Origin of the sequence: Rothia kristinae (genome assembly GCF_016028855.1) — a bacterium.
Taxonomy (GTDB): Bacteria; Actinomycetota; Actinomycetes; order Actinomycetales; family Micrococcaceae; genus Rothia; species Rothia kristinae.
In genome coordinates this window covers 183398-200451 of sequence record NZ_CP065738.1, presented here as the reverse complement: position 1 = coordinate 200451, position 17054 = coordinate 183398, and the positions used below count along the sequence as shown (strand labels likewise).

At 72.2% G+C, this 17054-nt stretch carries 20 protein-coding genes; 13 read left to right on the top strand and 7 right to left on the bottom strand.

Annotated features, from left to right (window positions below; translation table 11 throughout):
• Nucleotides 1-84: 84 nt before the first annotated feature.
• Nucleotides 85-636 (top strand): methylated-DNA--[protein]-cysteine S-methyltransferase, encoded by a 552-nt coding sequence (locus tag I6G21_RS10555; RefSeq protein ID WP_232238465.1) that lies wholly within the window; start codon nt 85-87, stop codon nt 634-636.
• Nucleotides 637-653: 17 nt separating this feature from the next.
• Nucleotides 654-1319: an alpha-ketoglutarate-dependent dioxygenase AlkB family protein gene (locus I6G21_RS00865; protein WP_193553997.1), complete on the top strand. Its 666-nt coding sequence runs from the start codon at nt 654-656 to the stop codon at nt 1317-1319.
• Nucleotides 1320-1459: 140 nt separating this feature from the next.
• Here the strand turns inward: I6G21_RS00865 and I6G21_RS00860 are convergent, their stop codons facing one another.
• From I6G21_RS00860 to I6G21_RS00850, 3 genes are read right to left on the bottom strand one after another with little or no spacing between them, the layout of a single operon-like run.
• Nucleotides 1460-1630 (bottom strand): hypothetical protein, encoded by a 171-nt coding sequence (locus tag I6G21_RS00860; protein WP_165869955.1) that lies wholly within the window; start codon nt 1628-1630, stop codon nt 1460-1462.
• Nucleotides 1631-1642: 12 nt separating this feature from the next.
• On the bottom strand, nt 1643-2173 hold the full coding sequence (locus I6G21_RS00855) for a hypothetical protein (RefSeq protein WP_129357394.1): 531 nt from the start codon (nt 2171-2173) through the stop codon (nt 1643-1645).
• Nucleotides 2170-2868, bottom strand: a complete 699-nt coding sequence (locus I6G21_RS00850; RefSeq protein WP_129357395.1) for a TetR/AcrR family transcriptional regulator — start codon at nt 2866-2868, stop codon at nt 2170-2172. The genes I6G21_RS00855 and I6G21_RS00850 overlap by 4 nt, the downstream gene beginning before the upstream one ends.
• Nucleotides 2869-2932: 64 nt before the next feature.
• Here I6G21_RS00850 and I6G21_RS00845 point away from each other — a divergent pair, with 64 nt between their 5' ends.
• Nucleotides 2933-3931 (top strand): bile acid:sodium symporter, encoded by a 999-nt coding sequence (locus I6G21_RS00845; RefSeq protein ID WP_232238458.1) that lies wholly within the window; start codon nt 2933-2935, stop codon nt 3929-3931.
• A 20-nt stretch (nt 3932-3951) separates the two neighbouring features.
• Nucleotides 3952-4938, top strand: coding sequence for a GIY-YIG nuclease family protein (locus I6G21_RS00840; RefSeq protein WP_129357396.1), 987 nt, complete (start codon nt 3952-3954; stop codon nt 4936-4938).
• 42 nt (nt 4939-4980) lie between these two features.
• Here the strand turns inward: I6G21_RS00840 and I6G21_RS00835 are convergent, their stop codons facing one another.
• Both I6G21_RS00835 and I6G21_RS00830 read right to left on the bottom strand, forming a co-directional pair.
• Entirely contained in the window at nt 4981-5631 is a 651-nt protein-coding gene (locus I6G21_RS00835; RefSeq protein WP_058731343.1) for a mismatch-specific DNA-glycosylase, read from the bottom strand.
• Between the two features lie 64 nt (nt 5632-5695).
• Nucleotides 5696-6529: an alpha/beta fold hydrolase gene (locus I6G21_RS00830; RefSeq protein WP_100463119.1), complete on the bottom strand. Its 834-nt coding sequence runs from the start codon at nt 6527-6529 to the stop codon at nt 5696-5698.
• A 92-nt stretch (nt 6530-6621) separates the two neighbouring features.
• On the opposite strand from I6G21_RS00830, the gene I6G21_RS00825 reads away from it, so the two are divergent.
• Genes I6G21_RS00825 through I6G21_RS00815 form a run of 3 tightly spaced genes read left to right on the top strand, consistent with a single transcriptional unit; the run spans nt 6622 to nt 10766 of the window.
• Nucleotides 6622-7929 carry a condensation domain-containing protein gene (locus I6G21_RS00825; protein WP_129357397.1) on the top strand — a complete coding sequence of 436 codons (1308 nt, stop codon included), beginning with the start codon at nt 6622-6624 and terminating at the stop codon, nt 7927-7929.
• Between the two features lie 31 nt (nt 7930-7960).
• On the top strand, nt 7961-9361 hold the full coding sequence (locus I6G21_RS00820; RefSeq protein ID WP_129357398.1) for an MFS transporter: 1401 nt from the start codon (nt 7961-7963) through the stop codon (nt 9359-9361).
• A gap of 10 nt (nt 9362-9371) precedes the next feature.
• Entirely contained in the window at nt 9372-10766 is a 1395-nt protein-coding gene (locus tag I6G21_RS00815; protein WP_129357399.1) for an MFS transporter, read from the top strand.
• Between the two features lie 33 nt (nt 10767-10799).
• On the opposite strand, the gene I6G21_RS00810 is transcribed toward I6G21_RS00815, so the two are convergent.
• Nucleotides 10800-11303, bottom strand: coding sequence for a phosphoribosyltransferase (locus I6G21_RS00810; protein ID WP_129357400.1), 504 nt, complete (start codon nt 11301-11303; stop codon nt 10800-10802).
• Between the two features lie 37 nt (nt 11304-11340).
• Between I6G21_RS00810 and I6G21_RS00805 the strand changes: the two genes are divergently transcribed.
• A complete protein-coding gene (locus tag I6G21_RS00805; RefSeq protein ID WP_129357401.1) occupies nt 11341-12153 on the top strand; it encodes an alpha/beta fold hydrolase in 813 nt (270 codons plus the stop codon).
• A 45-nt stretch (nt 12154-12198) separates the two neighbouring features.
• Complete coding sequence (locus I6G21_RS00800; RefSeq protein WP_058731338.1) at nt 12199-12651, top strand: hypothetical protein; 453 nt, start codon at nt 12199-12201, stop codon at nt 12649-12651.
• Nucleotides 12652-12673: 22 nt separating this feature from the next.
• Here I6G21_RS00800 and I6G21_RS00795 read toward each other — a convergent pair whose 3' ends face one another.
• A complete protein-coding gene (locus I6G21_RS00795; RefSeq protein WP_058731337.1) occupies nt 12674-13162 on the bottom strand; it encodes a MarR family winged helix-turn-helix transcriptional regulator in 489 nt (162 codons plus the stop codon).
• A 221-nt stretch (nt 13163-13383) separates the two neighbouring features.
• On the opposite strand from I6G21_RS00795, the gene I6G21_RS00790 reads away from it, so the two are divergent.
• The 4 genes from I6G21_RS00790 (at nt 13384) to I6G21_RS00775 (ending at nt 16935) form a co-directional block, all read left to right on the top strand.
• Complete coding sequence (locus I6G21_RS00790) at nt 13384-13761, top strand: hypothetical protein (RefSeq protein WP_129357402.1); 378 nt, start codon at nt 13384-13386, stop codon at nt 13759-13761.
• Between the two features lie 195 nt (nt 13762-13956).
• Entirely contained in the window at nt 13957-14853 is an 897-nt protein-coding gene (locus I6G21_RS00785) for a sulfurtransferase (protein WP_055684489.1), read from the top strand.
• Between the two features lie 8 nt (nt 14854-14861).
• Nucleotides 14862-15308, top strand: coding sequence for a SufE family protein (locus I6G21_RS00780; protein WP_058731359.1), 447 nt, complete (start codon nt 14862-14864; stop codon nt 15306-15308).
• Nucleotides 15309-15528: 220 nt separating this feature from the next.
• Nucleotides 15529-16935: an amino acid permease gene (locus I6G21_RS00775; RefSeq protein WP_081101663.1), complete on the top strand. Its 1407-nt coding sequence runs from the start codon at nt 15529-15531 to the stop codon at nt 16933-16935.
• The last annotated feature ends 119 nt before the right edge of the window (nt 16936-17054 follow it).

Here is a 17054-nt window from a genome sequence, read left to right as displayed (position 1 = left end):
CTACCGGCCTGTTCCACCCTGGCATCCTCCCCGAGGCCTCTGCCGTCTGGCGGCGGCGAGATCCCGGGAGGCTCCGGGATCTCGATGGTCGACGAGGGCCCGTGGAAAGCTGATTCTCTGCTCGCCCACCGCACCCTGGACACTCCGCTCGGTCCGCTGCTGCTGACGGCCACACCCCGCGGGCTGGTGCGGGTCGCCTTCGAGCAACAGGGATTCGACGACGTGGTGGAGCAGCTGACTCGACACCTCGAGGGAGCCACCGACGCCGCCGAGACCGCCCCGCAGGCCCGGGACCATCTGGACTCAGCTGCGGCTCAGCTCGGGGAGTATTTCACCGGGCGGCGCCGGGACTTCCACCTGCCCCTGGACCGCAGCCTCTCCACCGGCTTCGCCGAGCGGGTGCACCGGGGCCTTCAGCGCATCCCCTTCGGCGTCACCCGCACCTATCGCCAGCTCGCTGAGAGGACGGGCAACCCGAAGGCTGTGCGCGCCGTCGGCACAGCGTGCGCCTCCAACCCGCTGCCGGTCATCGTGCCGTGTCACCGGGTCGTGCGCAGCGACGGCGGACTCGGCGGCTACGTCGGCGGACTGGAGGCCAAACGCACCCTGCTCACCCTCGAAGGCACGGACGCGTGAACTCGACCAGCCCCGGCCTGTTCGGCGACGACGCGCTGGCCCGACCCGCCGTCGAGCTGCCCGAGGGCGCCCACCACGTCCCCGGGTGGCTGACCCCGGCTCAGCAGCGGTGGCTGGTCGCCCGATTCCGCGACTGGGCCGCGGGCCCCGTTCCGCCGCGCGCGGCCAGCATCCGCGGACACGAGATGAGCGTGCGCACCGTGTGCCTGGGCTGGCACTGGCGTCCCGAGGGCTACACCCGCGAGGCCGTGGACGTGAACGGTCGGCGGGTGCTGCCCGTGCCGGACTGGATGGTGCGCATGGGCCAGCAGGGCATCGCAGCCGTCACCGGGGACGACGCCGCGGCCCGCGCCTATGTGCCGGACACCGCCCTGGTCAACTACTACGACGACGCCGCGCGCATGGGCATGCACCAGGACAAGGACGAGCGCTCCTCCGCCCCGGTGGTCTCCGTATCCATCGGGGACACCTGTCTGTTCCGCTTCGGCAACACCGAGACCCGCTCCCGCCCGTACACAGACCTCAGGCTGGCCTCCGGGGACTTGTTCGTCTTCGGTGGCCCCTCCCGCTTCGCCTTCCACGGGGTGCCGCGCATCTTCCCCGGCACGGCACCTGCCGACTGCGGCCTGCAGGCCGGGCGCATCAACATCACCCTGCGCGTCACCGGCCTGTCCGAGGGCTGATCGGGGCCGCCCGCCGGGTGTTGAGATGCGGGTGCGGTGCTGAGCTGCGGCGTTCGTGCTGAGATACCGCACGGCGGACCGCACCTCAGCACGAACCCCGCATCTCAGCACAAAATCCACCTCTCAACCGATCCTCAGCCTCAGGACCGCTCCGGGTGGGCCGCCGCGTAGAGCACCGGCAGGATGTCCTGGGTGCGTCCGGTCTCCTCGATGTTGTGGCGGATCCAGTGGTCCGCCGTCGCTTTGGAGAACACCATCGGGCCCATGACCCGGTTGAGCAGCGGCCCCACCAGCGGGGTCTGGAAGTCCACGGCGGTCTCCGCTTAGAAGCTGACGCCTCCCGGAACCGGCGCGTACCGGTGTGTGATGCGGCCGGCCGGTCGATCTCCAGGACCCAGGATGTGGAAGGTGAACTCGGATTCGTCGAGCACGGTCGTGTGCATGACCTGATGGATCCGGTCTCGGTAATCGTTGAACTGCTCGTCGATGCGGGAGCGGGCACCGACCCGGAATCCCGTGTTGCGGGTGCCGTCCGGGGCGTCCGTCATCGGAGTCACCCGGATATGGTCCCGGTGGTGCCACAGGTGGTAGTTGAGGATCTCCGGGCCGGTGAAGTCCGCGCCGTTCCAGGTGGTGGTTCCGGCGAGGTTCTCGAACCACCACTTCAGCATGGGCGGGGTGACCCCCTGCAGATCGTCGTGGTCGATCCGCACCAGCAGCGCCCCGCGACGATCCACGGAGACGTCCGCCCACTTCGCTGAGGACACGGGTTTGAAGGCGAGCTTGCCGGCGCGCTGCAGGGCTCGCCGGGCCAGCAGGCGCTGCTCGCGGAGGGCGTCGTCGACGGGGATCATGGGTTCTTCCTCTCTTCAGGGGTCGTGGGGAGGTCAGGAGTCGGTGCGGTGGGAGGCGCGCCGAGTCCGCCGATCACGCTGCGGTGCAGATAGGTCGTCAGGCGGTGGGCGATCGTCGCGGCCGGCGGGCGCTGGTCCTCGGCGAACCAGTCGAGCATGGCCCAGGAGACCCCGGCGGCCAGGGTCTGCGCGGCGAAGGTGGGGGGCAGGGGGCCTCGGGCCAGGGCCGGGGCCAGGGGGCTGGCGATGCGCAGCTCCTCGGCCACGGCCTCGATCACGCGCAGCTGGACCCGATGGCCGCCGTGGCCCAGGAGTACGCGGCGGAAGAAGGCGGCGTCCGGAGCCAGATCCTCGACGATGCCGGTGATCACCCGCTCCATCGCGGGCAGGTCCTCCGGGGCGACGTCGTGCAGGTCCACCCTCCGGCGCGCGGCGGATGAGGCCCGGGACGCACCGTCCACGGCACCGAGGGGGCCCACTCCGGCGGCGGTGAATGCGGCGTCGATGCGGGTCACGGCGGCCTCGGCGAAGGCTGTGGGCAGATCCCCGACCTGCCGGTAGAAGGTCGGCCGCGTGGTCCCCGCCTGCCGGACCACGGCCGTGATACTCACCTGGGCTGGGTCCTGGGCGCGCAGCAGATCCACGACGGCGGCCAGGATCCGCGCACGCGGTGACGGGGTCGGTGAGGAGGTCATGGCCCCACCCTATCCCATGAACGTTACAAATGTAACGCACGAGAGTTCGTTGGGGCGTGTCACCATGGCTGCCATGACGGCGGGGCAGTGGGCTGAGCGGCACCAGGTGTGGGTGTACCTGGCGGCCGTCGCGCTGGTTGCGGGTGTGGGGGTCCTGGTGCCCGATGCCGCGCAGCCGGCCGGGGCGGTCCTCACGCCCCTGCTCGGCCTGCTCCTGTTCCAGACCTTCCTCGGCGTGCCGGTTGCGCACCTGAGCAGCGGGCTGCGGGATCGGCGGTTCCTGCTGGCCCTGGCCGTGGTGGATGCTGTGATCGCCCCGGCCGTTGCGGTGCTGCTGGCCTTCTGCTTGGTCCCCGATCCGGCGCTGCGCGTCGGGGTGCTGTTCGTGCTCCTGGCGCCGTGCGTGGACTGGGTGCTGGTCTTCGCGGGGATGGCCGGCGGGGATCGGGCCCGACTGCTGGCCGCGACCCCGCTGCTGCTGTCCGGCCAGATGCTCCTGCTGCCCCCGGCCCTCACCCTCCTGGCCGGCCCGCAGGCCGCGGGAACGGTGCGGGCCGGGCCCTTCGCGGAGGCCTTCGCGGTGCTGATCCTCCTGCCGTTGCTGGCCGCCGTCGCCGCTCAGACGTGGGCGGCCCGACGCCGGTCCGGGGCCCGTGCGGTCGAGGTGGTGGAGGCCGGGATGGTGCCGACCACCGCCCTGGTGCTGGCCGCGGCGGTGCTCTCCCAGATCGGGCAGGTGCTGCCGATGCTGGGTCGTCTGCTGGGGCTGGTGCCGGTGCATCTGCTGTTCGCCGTGGTGATGACGCTGCTGGGAACGCTAGCGTGCCGGGTGCTGCGCCTGGATGCCGCGGGTGCGCGGGCGGTGGTCTTCAGCGGGGTGGCCCGCAACTCCCTGGTGGTGCTGCCCCTGGTGCTGGCCCTGCCCGCCGAGCTGTCCGCTGCCGCCCCCGCGGTGGTGGTGCAGACCCTGGTGGAGCTGCCCTTCCTGCTCCTGCTGCTGCGCGCGGCTCCCGGCCTGCTGCCCGCGGGTACCCGGGCCCCCGCCCCGACGCCTCCCCGCTGACATGGGCGAGAATGGGCGGCATGGAATCCAGGAGCCCGTCATCCCGCTTCACCCGGTGGGTTCTCGACGACGCAACAGCACTCGCTGCGATCCTGGAGCCGGACAGACCCAGGATGGGCATCTACATCCTCGAGTTCTCCGATGGAGAGCGCTACGTCGGACAGACCGTGGATCTGCTGTCGCGTTTCGCCTCCCACCGACGTCGCTGGCCGGCGGAGATCGTCGCGGTGAGCTTCCTGCCCGCAGAACGGGAACGGCTCAACCAGATCGAGAGAGACGTGATCTCCCGACTCGCCGCGCAGGGGGTGTCGCTGCGCAACATCGATCTGGTCAGCCTCCCTCTGCGCTCGGATGCCCTCGACGTGCTGGTGGATCGGCAGGAGCAGGCCGAGTGGCTGGATGGACGGACGGAGCCATGCGTGATCGGGGACCGCGCAGCGTCCGCGGGGCGTCGCCGCCGCGCTCGCTCGGGGTATGAGCGGCTGCGTCGGCAGGATGCTTTCGACGACGTCGTCGCGATGCTTGCCTGCTACGTTCGGCGCTGCCTGCCCTGGCCCCATGTGACAGAGGGTCGCTTCTGGGTGATGACCGCTCTGCCCTCTACGGGGCGCCGTCCGGACTGGCGGCGGCTGGCGGCTATCAGCGTGAACAACGTGGAGACTCTGGTGATCGGGGAGGCCCTCGGGGATGGCCGATCACGGATCGAGGGATTCATCAACGTCGCTGCGGACACCGACGTCGCCGTCCTGGATCCCGGCGTTCATCAGGAGGTCTCCTACGGACCCGTCGGAGCAGTGCGGCAGATCTTCACGGATACCCCGGACGAGCTGGCCGCAGTGCTGGCTGCTCCTGAGCTCGCCGGGGGAGCGGCGCGGCTGGCGATGGGGCTGCTGCGCAAGGGACCGAGCATGTTCGCCCGGTTCCACAACGACCATCTCGCCGATGACGTCTTCTGTTCCATCGCCGAGCAGCTCGAGGAGTCCCCGGACCCCGGCGTCCACCGCTGAGATACCGTACGGCGGGCCGCCTGTCAGCGGGAACTCCGTCCGTCAGGCCAGGTCCGCCTCCCAGACGGCCCGCCACTTCTCGGCCAGGGTGTGCACGGTCTCGTGGGCGTTCAGGCCGCTGGGCTGGGGCACCACCCACAGGGCCACGTCCTCCGGCCAGTCCTCGATCTCGGCGACGTCCTGGCGGCCCAGGGCGGCCTTCGGGCGGCGGAAGGCCGTGCGGAAGGCGGTGATCCCGGCGACCGCGACCCGCTCCGGGCGGTACTCGCGCACCAGCCGCACCAGCTCGGCCGCACCGTCGCGCAGCTCCTCGCGGCTCAGCTCATCTGCACGGACGCTGGCCCGACCCACCAGGTTGGTCATGCCCAACCCCCGGCGCAGCAGATACTCCTCGTCCTGCTCGCTCAGTCCCCGCGAGGTGTCCAGGCGATACTCGGTCACCCCGGCCTCGTGCAGCGAGGGCCAGAAGCGGTTGCCCGGCCGGGCGAAGGGCGCGTTGACGGCGGCGGTCCACAGACTGGGGTTCACCCCGACGATCAGCATCCGCATCCGCCGCCCCGCGTAGGGCCCGTAGGGCAGCACGTCATCGCGGGCGTGCGGGTCATCCGTGGCGAAGCGCTCCAGGTCCGCGCGGGTGGGCTTGGCCCCGCCCATCGGGGAGGGCCGGCGGCGGGATCGGAACTCGGTGCTCATCCTCCCACCCTAGAGCGACGCCGCCGCACGACGCCGGGCGCCCGGCCCCCACCCGGCAGGTCGGCTACACAGCGGCCTTGTCGTTCCGGGCGACGTCGGCGCACAGCACCTCCGGCCAGGCGCTGACCTCCTCACGGGTCGCGGCTACCTTCAGGTCCACCGTCGGGAGGGTCTCGGCGAGGATCTGCGCCGTGGAGACCGGGTGGGCCCGGTCCCGCACCCAGGCCAGCACGGTCACGGGCACGTGCACCTGGGCGATGTCCGCCAGGGACGGCAGATCGGAGGTCCCGGCGCCCTCGAAGACGTAGGGCAGCAGCGCGGGGTCCACGTCCGGGACGGTGCGGGGGGCCTCGGGCTTGGCCGGGGGCTGCGGCCCGTCCAGCCCCGCGGTCACGAAGGCCTCGACCCCGTGGCGGCGCACCAGCTCCCCGGCCGCCCGATACTCCTCGGCCTTGCGGGCGCGGGTGGCCCACGCGGTGGGCGGCAGCATCAGGGTCAGGCCGGTGAAGCGCTCGGGGTCCCGGATCGCCGCGTACAGCAGGGTCGCAGCACCCATGGACTGCCCGACGCCGTGCACCGCCTCCCCGGGGAAGATCCCCTCCAGCAGCCGTAGCAGGTCATCGGCCAGCACGGGCCAGCGGTAGTCGCTGGGCATGGGGCGCCCGGTGGATCGCCCGTGCCCGCGGGCGTCGTAGCGCAGCAGCCGGGTCCCGCTCAGGCCCCGACCCAGATCCAGGCCGAGGGTGCGGTCCCGGGCGCGGGAGGAGGTCAGGCCGTGCAGCTGGACCACCGGGTGCCCGCCCTCGTCGCTGAGCTCCCACGCCAGCCGCGCCCCGGGGACGGGGAACCCGCCCTCCGTGATCACCGTGGCACCGCGTCGTTCCTGGTCAGCGTCCATCGCGCCTCATCTCCCGCTCTCACCCGGTCCGTCCGTCCACCGTTCGGGATGCGCTCGCGCGCCCGCCCGATGCTTCTGGTTAAGTTACCCCCATGCGCTTGACCAACATCACCCGCCTGCGGCTGCCCTTCGGGCGCCTCATGGGCTACGACGTCGCGGTCTCCGCGCCGGGCCGTCAGCTGCCGATCTCCTTCGACCAGCAGCGCCACGTCGGGGCGGGGGAGCGTCCCGGGTCCTGGATGGCCCTGACCTTCACCCTGCCGGGCCCGGTGCCGCGGGAGCGGCTCAGCGACGCCTGGCTCGCGGTCATCGCCCGACACCAGACCCTGCGCACCGTCTTCCTGCCCGGCGAGCCGGGGGAGGGCCCCCATCTGCACGCCGTGGAGGTGGGTCCCGGCGCCTGGCGCGAGCACGAGATCGCCCCCGGGCAGGAGGTCAACGCCGCCCTCGGGGAGGTCTTCGACGCCGCGTGCACCCCGTACGCCCGGCCCGCGCACCGGCTGTGCGTGGTGGAGACCGCCGCCGGGCCCACGGTGGCCATCGCCGCGGACCACGCCCACGTGGACATGTGGTCCATGCTGGTGATCCTGCGGGACTTCCTGGCGGCCCTGCGGGATGCGGAGGCCTCCGCGTCCGACGCGGCGCGGACCGGGCCGCGACCCGCCGTGCTCGGCTTCCCGGAGCACACCGCGGCCCTGGAGCGGATGCCGCCCGCCCCGCCGGAGATCGCCCAGCGGTGGGCCGAGATCCTGGGGCACGCCAACCAGTCCATGCCGCGCTTCCCCCTGCCGCTGGGGGATCCCCGGCACCAGCCGGAGCGGGTGGAGGTGCGGGAGATCCTCGACGTCGCGGGGCTGGCCGCCTATGCCGCCCACGCCCGGGAGGCCGGAGTCTCCTCCCTGGCCCAGACCGTCTCGGTGATGACGCGCATCACCCGAGAGCTGGCGGGGATCCCGCTGCGCGCGGTGTTCCCCGTGCACTCCCGCTACGACGAGACCTGGCACGATTCGGTCGGCTGGTTCATCACCAACTCCATCCTGGAATCCCCCGATCCGGAGCCCGCCGCGTGTGCCGCGGCCGTGAAGGAGGCGGTGCGGCTGGGATCCTGGCCGCTGCGGCCCATCCTGGCCCCGTGGGGCGGGATGCCGGAGACCCCGGGCATGTTCGCGATCTCCTGGCTGGATCTGCGCCGCCTGCCGGTGCAGGTGGAGAACGCGGCGAGCCTGGAGGCCCAGTACGTCTCCGCTGCGATCCGCACGGACGGGGTGATGATCTGGTTCATCCTCAGCGAGGACGGGGCGCATCTGCGCTGCCGCTACCCGGACTCCCCGCAGGCCCGGGAGTCGGTGGGCGGGTGGCTGGACGCTCTGGTGGCGGGCATGCAGGAGCTGGCCGCCTGAGACCCCGCGGCGCCGCGATACGGTGGGCCCCATGTCCTTCACCCGCCGCCTCCACGTCAAATGGGCCATCTGGGCCGTCGGGGTCGCCGCGTACCTGCTCGCCCTGATCAACCGCAGCTCCTTCTCCGCGCTGGGGCCGGTGGCCCAGGAACACTTCGGGGCCGAGGCCACCGCCCTGTCCTCCTTCGTGTTCCTGCAGCTGGTGGTCTACGCCGTGTGCCAGATCCCGGTGGGGGTGTGCCTGGACCGCTTCGGCGTCTCCTGGGTGGTGGCCACCGGGATGCTCGTGATGTCCGCGGCCCAGCTGCTGCTGGCCGCCGCCGACGCCGTCCCGACGGCGGTGCTGACCCGCATCCTGCTGGGTGCCGGTGACGCCTGCATCTTCACCTCGGTGGTGCGCCTGGTCGCGGAGTGGTTCACCCCGCGCCAGATGCCGGTGGTCAACCAGATCACGGGGCTGGCCGGGCAGGTGGGGCAGCTGCTGGCCGTGGCACCCCTGGCCCTGGCCGTGGGGGCCTTCGGCTGGTTCGCCGGCTTCGCCGGGCTGGCCGCCCTCGGCGCGGTGGTCCTGGTGCTGGTGGTGCTGTTCCTGCGGGAGGGCCCGGGGGCCGCGACCATCGCCGAGCGCATCACCGGGCGCGGCCGGGAGATCCTGACCACCCCGGCGCCGGTGCCCACCGACACCGGGGCGCTGATTATCACCGAGGTCCTGCCGGTGGTGGGGCCCGGCTCCTCCGGGGTGTTGCCCGCGGTGCGCTCGCTGATCCGGCGCCCGGGCATCCGGCTGGCCTTCTGGATCCACTTCGCCACGATGTTCTCCCCGGACGCGTTCCTGCTGCTGTGGGGCACCCCGTTCCTGACCGGTGGCCTGGGCTACTCCGATGCGGCCGCGCACGCGGTGCTGAACATCGCCGTGATCGCCTCGATGGTCGGGGCGCTGGCCTTCGGCCCGGTGATCTCCCGCTTCTCCGGGCACCGGGTGCAGCTGGCCCTGGGCGGGGTCGGGCTGATGGCCGGGTCCTGGATCGCGCTGCTGGCCTGGCCCGGGCCCGCGCCCTTCGCGCTGACCGCGCTGGTCGCCGTCGTGATGGCCATGGGCATCCCGCTGTCCATGATCGCCTTCGACGTCGTGCGCTCCCACGCCCCGGCCCGCCAGCGCGGGGTCGCCACCGGACTGGTGAACATGGGCGGGTTCACGGCCGCGCTGATCACGGTCCTGGGGGTCGGCCTGCTGTTGGACGCGCAGGGGGCCGGGACCCCGCAGACCTACTCCCTGCAGGCCTTCCGTGTGGCCATGGCGGTGCAGCTGCCGCTGTGGCTGCTCGGCGGGATCATGATCGCCGTGGAGCGCCCGCGGGCGCTGCGGGACCTGCAGCGGCATCGCCGCGGATCCCGCCCGCCCGAGGCGCCGCAGCCTCGTCCCGCCCCGTAGGGTGGAGCCCATGCACGAGTCCGTCCCCGCCTCCGGCATCGCCGCCCAGCCCCCGTCCAGGAAGTGGATCATCTGGTCGGTGGGCCTGGCCGCCTACCTCGTCGCGGTGATCAACCGCAGCTCCTTCTCCGCGCTGGGCCCGGCCGCCCAGGAGCACTTCTCCGCGGAGGCCACGGCCCTGTCCGTGTTCGTGGTCGTGCAGCTGGTGGTCTACGCCGGCTGGCAGATCCCCGTAGGCATCCTGCTGGATCGCTTCGAGATCAGCACGGTGATCGCCGCGGGTACCGCAGTGATGGCGGTGGGGCAGCTGCTGCTGGGGGCGACGGACAGCATCCCCCTGGCGATCCTCGCCCGCATCCTCGTCGGCTCCGGGGACGCCTGCATCTTCACCGCCGTGGTGCGCCTGGTCCAGGACTGGTTCACGCTCGGGCAGATGCCCGTGGTCAACCAGCTCACGGGCTTATCCGGGCAGGTCGGTCAGCTGCTGGCCGTCGCCCCGCTGGCCGCGCTGGTCGCGGGGCTGGGCTGGTTCGCCGGCTTCGCCGCCCTGGCCGCGGTGGGGGCCGCGGTGCTGGTGCTGGTGCTGCTGGTCCTGCGCGACGCCCCCGGGGCCGGCACCATCCTCGAGCGGATCACCGGGGCCAACCGCACCACCGGGCGGGACGTGGCCGCGGCCCGGGCGGGGCAGCGCACCGACTCGGTGGTCACGGACGTGCTCCCGGTGATCGGCCCGGAATCCACCGGGGTGCTGCCGGCCCTGCGCTCGCTGGTGCGCCGGCCCGGGGTGCGCCTGGCCTTCTGGATCCACTTCTCCACGGTCTTCGCGATGCACAGCTTCATGCTGCTGTGGGGCACCCCGTTCATGACCGGCGGCCTGGGCTACCCCGAGGCGACCTCCCACCTGGTGCTGAGCCTGACCGTGGCGGCGTCGATGGCCGGGGCGGTGCTGCTGGGGCCGGTGATCTCCCGGTTCTCGGCCCACCGGGTGTGGATCGCGGTCGGCGGGACGACGGCGATCCTGCTGTCCTGGGTGCTGGTGCTCGCCTGGCCGTGCTCCGCCCCGGTGCCGGTGATGAGCCTGGCCGCGGTGTGCACGGGCCTGGGCGGGCCGCTGTCGATGATCGCCTTCGACATCGTGCGCACCCACGCCCCGGTGCGCCAGCTCGGGGTGGCCACGGGCCTGACCAACATGGGAGGGTTCACGGCCGCGCTGACCACGGTCCTGCTGGTGGGGGTCCTGCTGGATGCGCAGGGCGCCGGGACCCCGGAGACCTACTCCTCCGCGGCCTTCCGCTGGGCGATGGCCGTGCAGGTGCCGGTGTGGCTGCTGGGCCTGACGATGATGCTCATCGAGCGACCCAAGGCCCGCCGGGAGCACCTGAAGCGGCTGCACCGGGCCCGCTGAGCACCGGACGGGACCGGCCAGGAGCGGGCGGGGTCAGGAGCGGGCGGTGACCGGGGGCTCGGCGGACCAGGGGAACACGATCCACTGGTCGGTGCGCTTCCACACGTAGTCGGGGGAGACCACCGAGCGGGGCTTGGAATAGATCACCGCGGAGCGGACCTCGGCGTCGTAGCGCTGCAGCAGCTGGACCACCAGGGCCAGGGTGCGCCCGGAATCCGCGACGTCGTCCACCACCAGCAGCCTCTTCCCCGCGATGGACTCGGTGTCCAGCATCGGGGCCAGCAGCACCGGGTCCGGCAGGGTCTCGGCGACGTCCGTGTAGAACTCCACGTTGATCGCGTCCGAGAGCTTCACGCCCAGCGAATAGGACAGCGCCCCGGCCGGCAGCAGGCCCCCGCGGGCCACGGCGATAATGATGTCCGGAACGAAGCCGGAGTCGGCGATGGTCTGCGCCATCTGCCGGGAGAACGTCCCGAAGGCCTCCCAGGTGAGGATCTCCTTCTCGGGAAGCTCGCTGGAGTCTGCGTGATAAGCCATGGGAAGAGTCTAGACGCCGGGTCGGTACCCTGGAGCCATGAGCACCTCCGCCGCCGTCGATCCCTCCGCCATGCACCTGGCCTCCACACGGGTGGGCTCCGGGCCGCGGCGCGTGGTGTTCCTGCACGGGCTGTTCGGGCGCGGCCGCAACTTCACGAGCATCGCCCGGCAGCTGGGCCAGGAGTGCACGAGCCTGCTGGTGGACCTGCCGGATCACGGCGCCTCGGACTGGGTCCCGGAGATCTCCTACCCCCTGATGGCCGACGCCGTGGCGGCACACCTGCGGGCCGACTTCGCCGCCGATGGACCCGTGGACGTCGTCGGGCACTCCATGGGCGGGAAGACCGCGATGCAGCTGGCGCTGCGCCACCCGGATCTCGTGCAGCGCCTGGTGGTCATGGACATCGCCCCGGTCCAGCCGCGCGAGACCCGCGGGAACTCCGCCGAGCTGCTGGACGCGCTGCTGGGCCTGGACCTGCAGACCCTGGGCTCCCGGGCCGAGGCCGACGCCGCCCTGCAAGCGGCGATCCCGGCCGACGGCGTGCGCTCCTTCCTCCTGCAGAACCTGCGGCGCGGGGCCGAGGGCTGGGCGTGGCAGCCGGACCTGCGCGGCCTGCGCGAGCGGCTGCCGGTGCTCATGGGCTGGCCCGACACCGACGCCGAGCCGTATCCGGGTCCGGTCCTGTGGATCACGGGGGAGCGCTCCGACTACGTCACCGCCGAGGACCGGGAGCCGATGGCGGTCCTGTTCCCGCGGGTGCGCCGGGTGGTCATCAAGGGCGCCGGGCACTGGGTGCACGCGGATCGCCCGGCCGAGGTGCTCTCCGCCCTGCGCATCTTCCTGACCTGACCCGCATCCCCCGACCGTCCCGTCCCACCCCGAAGGAGCATCCCCGTGGCCCTGTTCGCCTCACCCCGCATGTCCCTGACCGTCGACCTGCCGCAGGAGCCCGTCCCGGCGGAGCCTGCGGACCCGGAGATGCCGGAGGATCCCTTCGCCGAGCCGAAGCCGGCCCCGAGCCCGGAGTCCCTGCTGATCGCGCTGCGCTCGGAGGAGGCCACCGCCCTGCTGACCGAGCAGAACTGGGCCCCGGCGGAGCAGGCCGCGGATCTCACGGTGCGGGTGGGGGTGCGCCGCTACGTCTACCCGGTCCCGGAGCAGCCCGGGGCGAGCATCGAGTACGTCGCTCTCGGCGAGGGCTCGGAGCGGGGACGGGTGCAGATGATCCTGCGGGTGCCGCGGCGCACGGACGCGGACGGGGCCAGGCGGGCCCTGCGCGGGCTGGCCCGGCTGCTGGAGCGCACCCGCGGGGTACGCGCGCAGCTGACGGGGCTGGGCCGGGACTGAGACCGCCGACCTCGCCCGATGCTCAGCCGAAGGCCGCGGTGACCTCCCGGAGGAATCCGGCGACGACGCGGCGCTGCTCCTCGGTGAGCCGCTCGGCGGCGGCGAGCATCTGCTCGTGCATCCGCGCCAGTGTGGCGCGCACCTCGCGGTCCCCGCGCTCGGTGGGCACCACCGCCACGGAGCGGCGGTCCTCCGGGTGCGGCACGCGCTCGGCGTAGCCGTCCCGGATCAGCCGATCCACCAGCGCGCTGGTCGAGGCGGCCGTGATCCCCAGGGCCACCGCGATGTCCTTCTGGCGCAGGCTCGCGCCGCGGGACTGGGCCGCCAGCAGGTGGCGCAGGGCCTCGATGTCGCGCTCGCCCATGCCCATGTCCCCGCGCACGCGGGTGCGCATGGCGGTCTCGTGGCGGCGGTAGGTGCGCAGCAGGTTCAGGACCTCGACGGCGGTGATCTGGCCCGGCTCGCGGTACCAGTACCCGCTGGGGTCGGCCTCATCCGCGCTGCCCTGCATGCCTCCGCCTCCTCTCGCGCCGAGCCTCACCCGGAATCTGCGTGATCCCCGCGGAGCACTCCGCCCCGGGGGTCCTCGCCGGGTGCCGCCCCGCGAGACTGTTAGGATAACCAACAGTTAGGATACGATACCAAGCAGACGTCGCGGCCACGGCCGGGCGTCGCCGCCTTCGGAAGCCCTCCGCGGTGTGGAAGCCGCACCGCGACCCCAGGGAGCCCAGCATGACCGAGACCATCCGCGAGGAGCTCGCCGCCGAACCCCGCCCCCACGAGCTCTCCCGGGAGGACCTGCTCCTGCTGCTGTCCCGGACAGCCGCCCGCGGGATCTCCGTGCGCCCGGCCGTGCACCGGGCCGAGGTCTCCTTCACCGGGCGCCCCGGCGCAGAGCGCGTGGTCATCGAGCTGCTCCTGGCTCCCGGAGAGGACCGCGAACGGATCCTGCGGGAGGCCCGCGAGGAGATCATCCCAGCGCTGGAGGCCATCCTCGGCGAGCCGTTCCTCAGCGCGGACGTCCACTACACTCGGGAGACGCTCCCGGATGCGTCAGCGGATCTCTCGCGCATCGGCTCCGGGGCGGGGACCGGGCTGCTCGCCGCCTGAGCGCGACCCCTCCTCGGACCTCCGCTGACTCCCGGGCGCTGATCTGCCCGATCGCCCGAAGCCGGGGGATCGGCGGACTCCGGAGGTCACCGGGCAGACGCTCGAGCACGCGCCGGGGGAATAATGGTCGGAGAGTCGGCCGTTCCAGGAGGTGAACGGCCCGTCCGCACAGCCCAAGGCAACGGAGGAATCACTGTGACAGCGCCCATCGAGAAGAACGAGAAGTTCGCCGAGTACGCGCACCCGGAGCGGCTGGTCAGCACCGCGTGGGTGGCCGAGCACGGCGGCGACGACGGCGTCGTCGTCGTCGAATCCGACGAGGACGTGCTGCTCTATGAGACCGGGCACATCCCGGGTGCCGTGAAGATCGACTGGCACACCGAGCTCAACGACCCCGTCACCCGCGACTACGTGGACGGCGAGGGCTTCGCCGCCCTGATGTCGCGCAAGGGCATCACCCGGGACACGACCGTGGTCATCTACGGGGACAAGTCCAACTGGTGGGCGGCCTATGCCCTGTGGGTGTTCACCCTCTTCGGCCACGAAGACGTGCGCCTGATGGACGGCGGCCGCGCCAAGTGGCAGGAGGAGGGTCGGGAGATGACCACCGAGACCCCGCGGCCGCAGGAAACCGACTACCCCGTGGTGCAGCGCGAGGACGCCCCCGTGCGGGCCTACCTGCCGCAGGTGCGCGAGGCCATCGGTACGCTGCCGCTGATCGACGTGCGCAGTCCCCAGGAGTACACCGGGGAGCGCACCCACATGCCCGACTACCCCGAGGAGGGGGCCCTGCGCGGCGGGCACATCCCCACCGCCCGGTCCGTGCCCTGGGCCCGGGCGGCCAACGAGGACGGCACCTTCAAGACCGCCGAGCAGCTGCGCCGGATCTACCAGGAGGAGCTCGGGCTCAGCCCGGATCAGGACATCATCGCCTACTGCCGGATCGGGGAGCGCTCCTCGCACACGTGGTTCGTGCTCCAGCACCTGCTGGGCTTCCCCACCGTGCGCAACTACGACGGCTCCTGGACCGAGTGGGGCAACGTGGTCCGGGTGCCGATCGTCAAGGGCGAGCAGCCCGGAGAGGCCGCGTGAGCGCGGGCATGACCCAGCCGAACACCGATTCCCTGCCGCCGGCCCTGGCCGAGATCGTCCGGGACTTCGCCGAACTGGCCCCGCAGGATCGGCTGCAGCTGCTGCTGGAGTTCAGCAACGGGCTGCCCGCCCTGCCGGAGCGCCTGGCGGATCATCCCGAGCTGCTCGAGCCTGTGCCGGAATGCCAGTCGCCGATCTTCCTGCTCACCGAGGTGGAAGACGGGGTGGTCCACCTGTTCTTCTCCGCGCCGCCGGAGGCTCCCACCACCCGCGGCTTCGCGGGGATCCTGCAGGAGGGTCTGGACGGGGCGGATGTGCAGACCGTGCTGTCGGTTCCGGGGGATCTGGCGCTGCGGCTGTCCCTGACCGAGGCGGTCAGCCCCCTGCGGCTGAACGGGATGAGCGGGATGCTGACCCGCATCCAGCGGCAGGTCAGGGAGAAGTCCCAGGGCTGAGCCGCGGGCCGAGGGCTGCCGCATCCGGACCGGCGAGCCTGCGACGGGCCGCGGCGTCGGCAGGCGGTCTCCCGAGGCCGGAGTGCGCTCCTTCACGGTGGTAGCCTGAACTGACATCTCAGGCCTGACCGATCGGGGAGACACCGTGGCCACACAGACGCAGCCGGTTTCCGAGGCGCGCACAGAGGAGGGCCTCAAGCGAGGCCTGCACTCCCGGCACATGCAGATGATCGCGATCGGCGGGGCGATCGGCACCGGCCTGTTCGTGGCCTCCGGCGGCACGATCGCCCAGGCCGGGCCCGGTGGTGCGCTGGTGGCCTACGCCGTCATCGGACTGATGGTGCTGCTGCTCATGCAGTCCCTCGGCGAGCTGGCCGCGCACCTGCCGGTGGCCGGCTCCTTCCAGACCTTCGCCCACCGCTACGTCTCCCCGTCCTTCGGCTTCGCGATGGGCTGGAACTACTGGTTCAACTGGGCGATCACCGTGGCCGCGGAGCTGGTGGCCGCCGGCATCGTCATGGCCTTCTGGTTCCCGCAGGTGCCGGGCTGGGTGTGGGCGGCGGCCTTCCTGGTGCTGCTGACCGGGCTGAACGCCCTCTCGGCCCGCGGATACGGGGAGTCCGAGTTCTGGCTGGCCGGGATCAAGGTGGTCGCGGTGATCGTGTTCCTGATCGCCGGGGTGCTGATGATCTTCGGCGTGCTGGGTGGGACCTCCCCGGGCTTCGCCAACTGGACGACGGGGGAGGCCCCGTTCAAGGGCGGGGTGCTCAGCATCATCTCGGTGTTCATGATCGCCGGGTTCTCCTTCCAGGGAACCGAGATGATCGGGGTGGCCGCCGGTGAGGCGGAGAACCCCCGCCGGGACGTGCCCCGGGCCCTGCGCACGGTGTTCTGGCGCATCATGCTCTTCTACATCGGGGCGATCGTGGTCATCGGCTTCCTGCTGCCGTACACCGACCCGAACCTGCTGGCCTCGGACGCCTCCGAGGTGGCCTCCTCCCCGTTCACGCTGGTCTTCGAGCGGGCGGGGATCGCCTTCGCCGCCTCGCTGATGAACGCCGTCATCCTGGTGGCGATCCTCTCCGCCGGCAACTCGGGGCTGTACGCCTCCACCCGCATGCTGCTGAGCCTGGCCCGGGACGGCCAGGCACCCCGGTTCTTCGCCAAGGTCAACGACCGCGGCGTGCCGATGCGCGCCCTGATGGCCACCTCCGCGGTGGGCCTGATCGGCTTCATCGCCTCCCTGTTCGGACAGGGCGAGGCCTACACGTGGCTGGTGAACATCTCCGGGCTGTCCGGGTTCATCGTCTGGGTGGGGGTGGCGGTGTGCCACTTCCGATTCCGCCGGGCCTACCTCGCCCAGGGCGGGAAGCTCTCGGACCTGCCCTACCGGGCGCCGCTGTTCCCGCTGGGCCCGCTGGTGGCCTTCACGCTGTGCATCGTGGTGATCCTGGGGCAGAACTACGAGGCGGTCTTCGACGGCGAGCTGCTGAAGGTCGCCAGCTCCTACATCGGCCTGCCGATCTTCCTGGCCGTCTGGCTGGGACACAAGGTGCTGACCCGGGACCGGTTGGTGCCCCTGGACCAGGTGGACATCTCCGGGGCCGAGGACCTCGCCAAACGCTGACCCGTCCGGCTGCCATGCCGGCGCCGCCGTCCCGGTGCGGTGGTCTCTTACCACGTCAGATCGCTCTTCCGGTCATCCTGCGCGTTCGCCCTGAGGTGCTGCCCGGGTGTTGACCGGGT